General features: G+C 34.6%; 11 protein-coding genes. 9 read left to right on the top strand and 2 right to left on the bottom strand.

Annotated elements, in window-relative coordinates:
• Window positions 1–6 precede the first annotated feature (6 nt).
• From BR87_RS07725 to BR87_RS07715, 3 genes are read left to right on the top strand one after another with little or no spacing between them, the layout of a single operon-like run.
• Window positions 7–1,593: a putative polysaccharide biosynthesis protein gene (locus BR87_RS07725; RefSeq protein WP_035030627.1), complete on the top strand. Its 1,587-nt coding sequence runs from the start codon at window positions 7–9 to the stop codon at window positions 1,591–1,593.
• Window positions 1,594–1,603: 10 nt separating this feature from the next.
• Window positions 1,604–2,659, top strand: coding sequence for a MazG nucleotide pyrophosphohydrolase domain-containing protein (locus BR87_RS07720; protein WP_035030624.1), 1,056 nt, complete (start codon window positions 1,604–1,606; stop codon window positions 2,657–2,659).
• The gene (locus BR87_RS07715) at window positions 2,656–2,925 is read left to right on the top strand and encodes an RNA-binding S4 domain-containing protein (protein WP_035030621.1); all 270 of its coding nucleotides are present in this window, start codon (window positions 2,656–2,658) and stop codon (window positions 2,923–2,925) included. Before BR87_RS07720 ends, BR87_RS07715 begins: the two co-directional genes overlap by 4 nt.
• 502 nt (window positions 2,926–3,427) lie before the next feature.
• Here the strand turns inward: BR87_RS07715 and BR87_RS07710 are convergent.
• Window positions 3,428–3,691, bottom strand: coding sequence for a hypothetical protein (locus BR87_RS07710; RefSeq protein ID WP_035030618.1), 264 nt, complete (start codon window positions 3,689–3,691; stop codon window positions 3,428–3,430).
• A gap of 1,154 nt (window positions 3,692–4,845) precedes the next feature.
• On the opposite strand from BR87_RS07710, the gene BR87_RS07695 reads away from it, so the two are divergent.
• From BR87_RS07695 to BR87_RS07685, 3 genes are all read left to right on the top strand, one after another.
• Window positions 4,846–5,037: a hypothetical protein gene (locus BR87_RS07695; protein ID WP_035030611.1), complete on the top strand. Its 192-nt coding sequence runs from the start codon at window positions 4,846–4,848 to the stop codon at window positions 5,035–5,037.
• 525 nt (window positions 5,038–5,562) lie between these two features.
• On the top strand, window positions 5,563–5,820 hold the full coding sequence (locus BR87_RS07690) for a hypothetical protein (protein ID WP_035030608.1): 258 nt from the start codon (window positions 5,563–5,565) through the stop codon (window positions 5,818–5,820).
• Window positions 5,821–5,940: 120 nt separating this feature from the next.
• Window positions 5,941–6,342, top strand: coding sequence for a hypothetical protein (locus BR87_RS07685; RefSeq protein ID WP_035030605.1), 402 nt, complete (start codon window positions 5,941–5,943; stop codon window positions 6,340–6,342).
• 157 nt (window positions 6,343–6,499) lie between these two features.
• Here BR87_RS07685 and BR87_RS07680 read toward each other — a convergent pair whose 3' ends face one another.
• Window positions 6,500–6,799 (bottom strand): hypothetical protein, encoded by a 300-nt coding sequence (locus tag BR87_RS07680; RefSeq protein WP_035030602.1) that lies wholly within the window; start codon window positions 6,797–6,799, stop codon window positions 6,500–6,502.
• A 986-nt stretch (window positions 6,800–7,785) separates the two neighbouring features.
• Here BR87_RS07680 and BR87_RS07675 point away from each other — a divergent pair.
• Genes BR87_RS07675 through BR87_RS07665 form a run of 3 tightly spaced genes read left to right on the top strand, consistent with a single transcriptional unit; the run spans window position 7,786 to window position 10,954 of the window.
• Window positions 7,786–8,130 (top strand): ArsR/SmtB family transcription factor, encoded by a 345-nt coding sequence (locus BR87_RS07675; RefSeq protein ID WP_211249976.1) that lies wholly within the window; start codon window positions 7,786–7,788, stop codon window positions 8,128–8,130.
• A gap of 25 nt (window positions 8,131–8,155) precedes the next feature.
• Window positions 8,156–9,232: an ACR3 family arsenite efflux transporter gene (gene arsB / locus BR87_RS07670; RefSeq protein WP_244877045.1), complete on the top strand. Its 1,077-nt coding sequence runs from the start codon at window positions 8,156–8,158 to the stop codon at window positions 9,230–9,232.
• A gap of 33 nt (window positions 9,233–9,265) precedes the next feature.
• Entirely contained in the window at window positions 9,266–10,954 is a 1,689-nt protein-coding gene (locus tag BR87_RS07665) for an FAD-dependent oxidoreductase (RefSeq protein ID WP_035030600.1), read from the top strand.
• Window positions 10,955–11,057 lie beyond the last annotated feature (103 nt).

The raw sequence follows: 11,057 nt of genomic DNA, 5'->3' as shown, positions 1-11,057 counted from the left end.
TGTTATGTGAGCAATCAACAAATGAAAAAAACGATGAATGGAGCCGTGCTTCTTTCTCTAGCAGCGTTGATTGCGAAGATTTTGAGCGCTGTTTACCGGGTACCTTTTCAAAATATGGTAGGCAATACCGGCTTTTACGTTTATCAACAAGTTTATCCGATTTATGGAATCGGCATGACCATTGCGTTAAGTGGTTTTCCAGTCTTTTTATCTAAATTAGTGGCAGAAACAAAAAATAAAAAACAGCAAAGAGACTTGGTCAAAAAAACTTTTTTCCTGCTCAGTCTTTTTTCGATTGGGTTGTTCTCATTGTGTTATTTCGGGGCACCATTCCTGGCTGACAGAATGGGCGATAAGCAGTTGGTCCCCATTATTCAGTCCGTTTCTTGGTTGTTTTTGTTGGTCCCTATATTAGCAACAGGACGCGGTTATTTTCAAGGAACATTTCGAATGCTGCCTACTGCTGTTTCACAAGTCGTTGAGCAAGTCGTCCGCGTAGCGATTATTTTAACAGCTGCTTATATCTACACTACTTCGCAATGGACAGATTACCAAATGGGAGCAGCAGCGATGAGCAGTTCCTGGATCGCTGGTTTAGCAGCTACACTGGTCTTAGGAATCGCTTTTTTCAAAAAGACATCCCAATCAGATCTGCCGTTAAATACGAATGATGTTCAACAAGTTCCTATTCAGTTCAGCACATTAACGAAACGGTTGATGACAGAAGGGCTCGCGATTTGTGTATTGAGTGCGATGCTGATTTTATTGCAATTAATGGATTCTTTCACTTTATATAAAGGGTTGATTCAAGCTGGATTTTTACCAGAAATGGCCAAAAATGTTAAAGGGATTTATGACCGCGGGCAGCCGTTAGTTCAATTGGGGATGGTAGTGGCAACAGCTTTTTCAACTTCTTTAGTGCCCGTATTGAGTCGCTCGTTTTCTCGAAAAAAAGAAATAGAATTTCTGCGGGCTGCGGATTCATTGATCCGCATTACATTGACTTTTGCATTAGCTGCTACAGCGGGATTGATTGTTTTAATGCCGTACCTTAATCAGGTATTATTTGGAGATCGCTCTGGAACAGGTGTCTTAAATGTTTATACCGCAGCCGTTCTCTTAGCTTCTTTAATTGGAGCCTATAACGCTATTTTGCAAAGTCGCAATCAGCACTACCTGACCCTAGGTGCATTGCTTAGCGGGATGCTGACTAAGTGGCTGGCCAATCATTTGCTGGTCGAACGAATGGGAACAATGGGAGCCAGTATCGCAACAGTCCTTGCTTTAATGGTTATTTTATTCATTATCTGGTTAGGGTTGCCTGCTGAGCTTCAACAAAGTGTTAGAAAAAAGAGCTTTGGATTAAAACTGATTTTCAGCAGCGGTCTTATGGCAATCAGTGTCTGGGTCGTGACTTGGTTGGCAGAAATGCTGGTCTTGAATAGTGGAAATCGATTAGCTTCATTTGGAATAGCCTTGATCGGAATACTGATCGGCGTGATTGTTTTTGTGTATAGCTTATTAAAATGGAAAGTATTAACGGTGCGTGAATGGTTAACACTTCCATTTGGCAAAAGAATTTTACGAAAGTAGGTGAAATAAAATGGGAAAAATTAGTGTAGTTGGATTAGGACCTGGAGATATGGCACAGCTGCCGATGGGAGTCTATCATTTATTAAAAGATGGGCAGCCCATTTTCTTGCGAACCAAATTGCATCCAGTAGTGGAAACTTTAGAAAAAGAAGGTCTTGAATTCGATTCTTTTGATGCGGTGTATGAAGCAAATGAGCAGTTTGAAGGAGTTTATGATAAAATTGTAGCACAACTAATCGCTGCTGCTGAAAAGCAAGACATCATTTATGCCGTTCCTGGGCATCCCATGGTAGCTGAAAAAACGGTTCAGCTATTGTTGGAAGACAAGCAGGGAATCGAAGTGGAGATCAAAGGCGGAAAAAGCTTTTTAGATGATTTGTTCCAAGCTGTCCGAATCGATCCGGTAGAAGGGTTTCAATTATTAGATGCCCTAGACTTGAAACAAGATGAAATAGAATTAGGTCAGCACGTGATTATCATGCAAGTCTTTAATGAATACATTGCCAGCGAAGTGAAATTGACATTAATGGAAAAGTACCCTGATGAACACTTGGTTGCACTCGTTCATGCAGCCGGAAGCCAAGCCGAAAAAGTCGAATGGCTACCACTGTTCGAAATAGATCGGATGCAAGGCGTTCACAATTTGACTTCTTTATATGTACCGCCTTTAGCACAGGATGACCGGACAAAATCATTCCAAACGCTTCAATACTATATCGATACGATTACGGGCGAAGATGGTGATGTTTGGATCAAAGCACAAACACATGAAAGTTTGCTGCCGTATCTAAAAGAAGAAACGGATGAATTTATCGAAGCGGTAGAAAAAGAAGATAGCGAAAATATGGTAGAGGAGTTAGGCGATATTTTGATGCAAGTCCTTTACCATACGAATCTGGGAGAACGTTCCGGTTATTTTTCTTTAGAAGAAGTCGTCGAAACGCTCAACAAAAAATTACGGAGACGTCACCCGCATGTATTTGACGGTATTGAAGCCACAACAGCTGAAGAAGTCGATGCTTTATGGCAAAAAATCAAATTAGAAGAAAAGAGGGAATTGGAATGAGATTAGATAAATTTTTGAAGATATCCAGAATTATCAAACGGAGAACGATCGCTAAAGAAGTAGCAGATAAAGGCCGGATCCAAATCAACGGCATCACGGCTAAATCTTCTTCCGATGTAAAAGTCGGCGATGAATTGACCATCAATTTTGGCAATAAAACTTTAATCGTAAAAATTGAAAAAATTGTTGAATCAACGAAAAAAGAAGAAACCAAAGAAATGTACAGCATCATTAAAGAAGAAACCAAAACAAACGGCGCTTTTTAAACATTACTAAATTTTCGATTAAACCCAAAAGAGCATTTTTCAAAGGCTCTTTATCGTGTTGGTATCTCTAGAGAGGGAAATAAAGGTATTTCACTTTTCGATATCAAAAATAATAGAAGCCAGAAAAAGCAACTGACACCAAATGGTGTTAGTTGCTTTTTTAGGTTCTTTATCCAATTGTGTTGGTAATGCTTAAATAATAAAATTTCCTCCGGAATTTATGCGTCTGCTTGCAAGAAGCCATGGGAACGACTGGAGCCTTATCTGTCTCCAGCCTTTCAAGCCTTGTCATGGCTGTTGCTGCTTCAGCAGTTTTACAGACATGATACACTTGGGCGCATGCCCACAGTGCTTCGTCTTTTTAAGAATCCTTTACATGGCTGCAATCAGCCGCTATTCCTCCAAAAATTTCAAGATTGTAGAATAGATACATTCTTCTTACCAACACCAAAAATAATAGAACCCTTTTTTATTGCTCAATCAATCATCTAAGTAAGTCCAGTTAATAACGATTGTTTGACTTCCATTTTTTTAAAAGATCAAAAAGAATTAAGCCTATGCCGATCAGTAAACTTAAGACTAACCAGGTGACTACAATAGTACCAAAAATAATTGGAAGCGCCACCTCTTTGTTTTGACTGATTTCATGTAAAAGACTGTTTATTTCTTGGAATTTAAAAATTAGATTTTTTATGATATTAAAGGTCATAAAAATTAAGGAGTATAAAAAACCTTCTTTAAAACGGGTTAATTTCAATTTTTGCATGCTTCTACAGCCCCTTTTTGAATAGATAATTTTTTCTTTTATGATTATCGTAATGAATACATGGAATGTCAAAAAAAATTTATCATACAAACTGCCGCTGTTTGTCTATCGTTTGATATAAGTAAGTTGGTCCCTCATTGGCTTATAGTATCATCTATAAAATTACTTATTTCTTTTGTTTAGCTTCCTAAATACAAGCTCGATTAAATAGATACCTAAAAGTATCAAAGGTAACGTTTTTATTAAATAGACAAATGATCCTTTTGGAATTTTTGTGTAATTGGCCCAGTAAAATACAATTGCCAACAAAGTAAAGATTGTAATTCTTTCTAACACTTTAAATTTCATCTTTTATTCTCCTAATTAGTATATACCAATCATCGAAACACTAAAGTCATCACCTTATATTGTCTTCTTAACTACAGCCTTTATGTCACTACTAGGCTTTGTTTCTCCGGCGTAGATTAAAAGTGGATCCTAAATAGTCTACAAAGTAGAAGACGTGCTTCTTTCTTCGGATTATAGACTTTAAGCCAATTGTCAGCTTTATAGTTTGGAAGTCTGCTTATTAAGCTTTCTCCATAAATGCAAATACTATACATTTTTAATATAAAAGGGATCATGGAACAATGAGTTGTTTCTTCTACCCCATTTAGTCGGTAGAAGCCCAGTTCTATACTATTGCTTTAATTTCCGTTACTGCTAAAAATTTCTTATTTCTATTGCATATAATGGTACAGTGTAGTTATGTTTTTCTCTTCCAAATTTTTTCTACAATGTTCTGTACGATAAAAATAATAAGAGCAAAAAAGAGAGCTTGAGATATAAAACTTAGTACTTTATTTGAAATTAATGGATTTAGAATAGCATCAAAAAGAATTGAACCCAAAAAAATGCTAATACTATAGATAATGACAGTCTGTAATTTAGACAATTAAGTTCTCCTTCCTGATGAGCAATAACGAGCTAACTTTTAGTTTTAATATCCATTGGTTAATTAAGCGCCTTATTTAGTACTATAATGAATTTAGTCAGTTTAACCTTAATAACAATATAACAATATTTATGTAAAATGAATAGTAGGTTTATTTCATCAATACAATTAATACAAAAAATCAAGGCAAAGGAAGTAGCAGACAAATAGGAGTGAGATTATGTTTAATAATTATAAAGAATTTTTAAAAAAATACCCTTATGCTCATATTATAGTAATATCTTTATTTGCTAGTTTTATTGGTATTTCAATAGAATACATAGTAAATAAAGACTTCATTGGGGCGGGACTATATAGCGCGCTGGGGCTTGCAGTGATTGAAATGCTAAGAATTAGGAGAAGAAAAAAATAGGTGGATTTTATAATGAAGCTAACCACTTCTGAATAAAGGATCGTCCCGTATAAAAAAATATTTTTTTAACCTGTGGTAGCAAAGATTCTTGGTATTATTAATAAATAAATTTTTTCTAACAATTGATCTTAGAGGAAAAAAGCAAAAAAAAAAATCTTTACCTTTTGACAAAATTCAAGCTAGACTATTTTAAACAATTTCATATCTGCTTTCTACGTCAGCAGCTACAAATAAAAAAACAGAGTAGGTTTCTCTACTCTGGAAAAACCTAACTTTTTGGGGTCGCTATACACTTCAATACTAAGATATGTTTTTTATTTTCTTTTGTTACAAATCCTATCCAACATTAAACATTGCTAATGTCAGATAAACTACAATGGTAGTGATTAGGCAGGATTAAGCACCTTTTTATAATTTTTTTACCTTAATGTTTGTTCAAAATATTCCTCAACAAAAAATAAACTTTTATTTTGGTACAATTTAAGGGAGCAATTGGTAATGAACTTTAAAAAAGGAGGTTGCTTTATGAACAAAAAAATTTTATTGGTTTATGCCATGTTATTTTTTATATTAGGAGGCTGTTCAAATATATCTGAAGACAAAGCAAAAAAAATAATTGTTGAAGAGTATAGCAACCAACTAGGAGAAGCTACTATCCTTTCTACAGAGGAGAAAAACGACGATTATTATATTGAATGGGAAAATAAAAATGATAAATCTAAAGGGATAAGCAAGGTTTCGTCTAACGGAGAAATAACACTTATTGAATCGGAAATTGAATAGTGTAAGAATTTTTAAAATTACAGTTTCTTCTTATTTGCTTTAGCACGATTTTTTTACTGTTCATGAAATAGTAAGGTTTTATTTGATGAATAAGGATAGGTTAAGAAAGGAGGGAATGGGATGACCGTTACAATAAAACGCAAGACTGGTTGGTTAGGCATGGCTTCAAATATATCGGTAAAAGTGAATGGAGAAAAAGTAGTAAAAATTGCTCATACTCAGGAGATAAATATCGCTATTCAAGATAGCGCACATTTGACGGTGATACAGTTTGGATCTAAAAGTAATGAAATAGTCGTTAAAGACGGAGATATAGTTGAAATCACAACAGCAAAATGGAGTTATATAGTCTATTGCGCGGCTGTTATGTATACTTTTTTAATGAATGTTATTTCAACTGCAGCTTACAAAGATAAAGTTAGTATCGTTGCTATTTTCATCATATTTTTAAGCAGTTTCTTTTTAGTTAACACTTATCGCCTAAAAATTATAAATAATAATACAAGAAGTGAATTTCTTTAATTACTAGCTGGAATGCAAGTAGGAATTGACGACAAAGTCTATTCTTTCTTCATGAACTAGCTTGCCCTTAAAATAGTTCATAAAGTTCTCTGCACCTATTTTTTGTTCTCATATATCCTAAAAAAGGGTGGAGTGAAATAGTTGTAGTAAAATGGATTTATAAATTAGAAATATGGTCTTTTCCTTTTTTCCATAGCTCTTCAGGAGTGTATTTATCTTTTTCGTTTAAAACAACGGTACCATTGCTTTCAATTGAAGTCGTGGTACCTAGCCATACATTATGCGGAGCTAGAAGTAAGTTTATTCTCTTTCCTTTACCCTTTTTAGGTGAAAAAGAGTCTACCATGTCCTCGTTATAATGTGTTTTCAGGTATTTAACTGCTCCATTATCGAATTGAACTTTTAAGATGTTGGCAGACATTTCCGCCTTGACTGCTTTGGGAATTTGTTGATTCATTGTGTTTTCTCCTCTCCATTGCTGTAATAGATGATAAATGATTGGGATTGGGCAAGCTGTTTCTTATTGATTTAAATGATCAGACCCTATTTATGCTAAAATAAAATAACCAGGTCTGTATTATTCTAGTATAATACAAATACAACGGAATGTTAACGCTTTCTGAAAATGGAGGGATTTTACGAAAAAAGTATTGTTGCAGTAGAAAGTGGCAATAGCAACTCAGAAGAAAATAGTAAGGTCATTGCAGACGATGGTACAGTTGTCACTGTCGTTCCAGAAGATAAAAAAATTTATATAGATGAAAATACTTAGATGGATGGAACTGACCTGTACAAAACAACCCGAAATAAAGAAGATCGAAAAAGTGAAATCGTCATTGATGGAAAAATTACTATTTATCGTATAATTTCCCCAATCCCGATGATGATACTAAAGTAGACTTGTGGTATGAAGAATACTAAAAAAAGCCACTCAATTATTAGAATAGATAAAATTGGATAAAACCGGATATTTTAAGAAAATAAGATTTAACCCTCATTAAAAATTTGTTTTTTTATTGACAGTACATAGATGGGAGTCTATATTGTACATAGATAGTTATCTATGTATCTGCATGAAAATTAATGATATCTCTAAGAAGTAGATATAAGGAGGACAGAATTAATAATAAATGAACCGGTAGTTTGCAGCCTTTTGGTAATGAAGTCTAATTTGCATTGCAAGTGTCTTATAGCAAATACATAAACCAGATGGAAAAATAGAGTGCTACAATTTGAGTCTCGATCCTAGTTCATCCGTACGTAATCAATCTGGTACTCAATTAATTCAAGAAAAAGGAGTTGGCTATTTGCCCGTGACAGTATGAGATGATAAAACAGTCGGTAAGATTAACGGAGATCCAACAAATGAAGGAATCTTTGAGTGCTAAACTTCCTCTTTGAAGAAGCGGCAGCCTCATTGTATAAATAGAAAGGAGAATAAAAATGACTTATGAAGAATATGCAAAGGTTGCCAAAGCTCTTTCGGAACCAAAACGCGTAAAAATATTGGATATGTTATCGTGTGGAGAAATGTGTGCGTGTGATATTTTAGAACATTTTGATTTTACACAACCAACCTTATCTCACCATATCAAAGTACTAGCGGAAGCAGGTCTGGTTACGTCTAAAAAAAGTGGAACATGGCAATACTATTCGATTAATGAAAAAGTCGCAAAACAATATATTCAAGGAACAGTTCATTTACTAACGCACTCAGATGAATGTGTCTGCAAAACAGAAGTAAATAAAAATGAGACGGATAGTTCGTCTTCTGTTATTTTGGAGTGAAAAAGATTTTTAATGGAGGAAAGTTATGAAAGAAACAGGATTGCAAGAAGAAGTATTTAAGAAAAAAAGTGGGATTGGCCTTTGGGAACGTTATTTAAGTCTTTGGGTTGCCCTTTCTATGATTGCAGGTGTATTGCTAGGGCAGTTTTCACCAGCGGTTCCAGATTTTTTAAGTCAATTTGAATATTATAATGTATCCATACCAACAGCGATATTGATTTGGTTAATGATTTTTCCTATGATGCTAAAAATCGATTTTAGCAGTATTGTTAATGCAACAAAAAACCCAAAAGGATTAGTTTTAACTACAGCAATAAATTGGCTAATTAAACCTTTTACTATGTTTGCGATTTCTGCTTTTTTCTTTTTAATTGTATTCAGACCGTTTTTAAATCCTGAACTAGCTAATGAGTATATTGCTGGTGCTATCCTTTTAGGGGCGGCCCCTTGTACTGCAATGGTCTTTGTGTGGAGTGAACTAACAAAAGGAGATCCAGCGTATACCTTGTTACAAGTATCAATAAATGATATTATTGTTCTCTTTTTATACGCTCCAATTGTTGCACTTTTATTGGGAATAGGGAATGTATCTGTTCCTATCAATACACTTTTGCTCTCAATTTTTGTATTTATTGTCATTCCTCTAGTTTTAGGAATTCTTGTTAGAAAATATATAGTTAAACAAAAAGGGTCTAACTATTTTGAAAAAGATTTTGTGAATAAATTCGATGGTACAACTCGAATAGGATTATTATTAACCCTTGTTATTATTTTTTCATTTCAAGGGGAGCGAATTTTAAGTAATCCATTTCATATATTATTAATTGCTATTCTATTAGTTATTCAAAATATTGCCATCTTTTTCCTTGGTTATGGTGGTGCTAAAGCTTGTAAATTACCATTTTCAATTGCAGCACCAGCAGCCATGGTTGGAACAAGCAACTTTTTTGAACTTGCCGTAGCCGTTTCAATTGCATTATTTGGATTAAATTCTGGAGCAACTTTGGCAACTGTTGTAGGTGTTTTAATAGAGGTTCCTACCATGTTACTCTTAGTCAAGTTTTCAAATAAAACAAAACATTGGTTTGATGGATATGAATAGTAAAATATAGAATATAAAAAAAGAGGAAAAAAGATGAAAATAATCATTATTGGTTCAGTCGCTGCTGGAACATCTGTAGCAGCTAAAGCTAGAAGAAACACTGAGGAAGCTGAAATTGTCGTTTATGATCAAGGAAAAGATATTTCTTACTCTGTTTGTGGGATTCCTTATCAAATTGGTGGAGAAGTTGAAGAATTGAGTGAATTAACTCCTAGAGATGCAGCATGGTTTAAAAAAAGATACAATGTTTCAATTTTCACAGAGCATAAAGTGACCCAAATTGATCATGCCAACAAACAATTAAGAGTGATGGAACTTTTTTCTGGAGAAACGAAAATAGACAACTATGATGTATTAGTATTTGCAACTGGGGCCACACCAGTTGCTCCACCACCTTTTAACCAAAAACAGTACGATAATGTGTTTCAAGTTCGTACTGTTCAAGATGCACGAGATTTTGAGGCTTATTCAGTCAAGCAGCCTAAAAGAGCATTGATTATTGGTGCTGGGTTTATTGGTTTAGAAATGACGGAACAATTAGTCAATAAAGGATTAGAAGTAACGGTTGTCCAATTAGAAGATCAAGTTATGACACCTATGGACGCAGACATGGCTTTTCGAGTAGAAGAACAGATGCGTGAGAAAGGAGTTGACCTTATCTTAAATGATGCCGTGAAAACAATTAAAGGAGAAACTTCGGTAGAAAGAGTGGTAACTACTAATGGGGTTACGATTGAACCAGATATTATTATACTTTCTGCAGGTGTATCTCCAAATACTGAATTAGCTAAGGAAATTGGAGTTGAAATTGGAAAAACTGGAGCCATTGCTGTAAACAAAAAAATGCAAACCAATATTCCTAATGTTTATGCAGTAGGAGATGTTGCCGAAAGCTTTTCAATTATCACAGGTAAACCGATTTATCGTCCCTTGGGTTCAACAGCAAACAAAATGGGTAGAATTGCTGGAGATGTTATTACGGGTGGAAACTTAGAGCATCGAGGAATATTAGGGACAGGAATTTTTAGAATCTTTGATTTACAAGTTGGTCAAACTGGATTAACGGAAAAAGAGGCTAAAACTGAAGGCTATGAAGTTGAAGTTTTATATAATATCAAACCAGACCATGCGCAGTACCTCGGTGGGAAAGAATTAACTATTAAAGCGTTAGCTGATAAAGAAACAGGCCGCATTTTAGGCGCACAAGCTATCGGTCAAGGCGGAGTAGATAAACGAATCGACGTAATTGCTACAGCTATCACCTTTAAAGCTACGGCTGAAGACTTATTCCATCTGGATTTAGCTTACGCTCCACCCTTTGCAACAACTAAGGATCCTGTCCTTTACACGGGAATGGCATTAAATAATGCTGTAAAACGCAACCCCTTATTAACACCAGCCGAGTTAGTGAGACGCCAAAATAATAGGGAAACATTGCAAATCATTGATACGCGCTCCAAAAAAGATTTTGAAAAGGGACATATCAAAGGAGCAATTCATATCCCTTTAGCTGATTTGAGAGAAAAAAGTATAGCGTTAAATAAAGAGTCAACAACAGTTACTTATTGCAATAAAGGTGTAACTGGAAATGCGGCACAAAATTTATTGCTGAATTATGGATTTAAAACAGTTTATAATTTATCTGGTGGAAATAAAAATTACGAAAGTTATTTAAAGATGGTAGAGCAAAAATTAAACAATATACAAAATCAAATCAATTAATGTGATAGAAAACAAAAATCATAGAGGCAGCAAATCTTATAAGTGATTCGCTGTGTCTGTGTTTTTTTTTGAAGTCTATCAAGGTATGGATAGGCTACAATTA

The sequence above is a fragment of the Carnobacterium mobile DSM 4848 genome, from assembly GCF_000744825.1.
GTDB classification, from domain to species: Bacteria; Bacillota; Bacilli; order Lactobacillales; family Carnobacteriaceae; genus Carnobacterium_A; species Carnobacterium_A mobile.
Note: the sequence above shows the minus strand (reverse complement) of the source record. Positions and strands in the feature narration are given on the sequence as shown.

Excerpts from the sequence above, each read along its gene's own strand:
- BR87_RS07675 (WP_211249976.1), top strand. The coding sequence starts at position 7,786 with ATGACTTATGAAGAATATGCAAAGGTTGCCAAAGCTCTTTCGGAACCA.
- BR87_RS07720 (WP_035030624.1), top strand. The coding sequence starts at position 1,604 with ATGGGAAAAATTAGTGTAGTTGGATTAGGACCTGGAGATATGGCACAG.
- arsB (WP_244877045.1), top strand. The coding sequence starts at position 8,156 with ATGAAAGAAACAGGATTGCAAGAAGAAGTATTTAAGAAAAAAAGTGGG.
- BR87_RS07710 (WP_035030618.1), bottom strand. The coding sequence starts at position 3,691 with ATGCAAAAATTGAAATTAACCCGTTTTAAAGAAGGTTTTTTATACTCC.
- BR87_RS07665 (WP_035030600.1), top strand. The coding sequence starts at position 9,266 with ATGAAAATAATCATTATTGGTTCAGTCGCTGCTGGAACATCTGTAGCA.
- BR87_RS07695 (WP_035030611.1), top strand. The coding sequence starts at position 4,846 with ATGTTTAATAATTATAAAGAATTTTTAAAAAAATACCCTTATGCTCAT.
- BR87_RS07690 (WP_035030608.1), top strand. The coding sequence starts at position 5,563 with ATGAACAAAAAAATTTTATTGGTTTATGCCATGTTATTTTTTATATTA.
- BR87_RS07680 (WP_035030602.1), bottom strand. The coding sequence starts at position 6,799 with ATGAATCAACAAATTCCCAAAGCAGTCAAGGCGGAAATGTCTGCCAAC.
- BR87_RS07685 (WP_035030605.1), top strand. The coding sequence starts at position 5,941 with ATGACCGTTACAATAAAACGCAAGACTGGTTGGTTAGGCATGGCTTCA.
- BR87_RS07715 (WP_035030621.1), top strand. The coding sequence starts at position 2,656 with ATGAGATTAGATAAATTTTTGAAGATATCCAGAATTATCAAACGGAGA.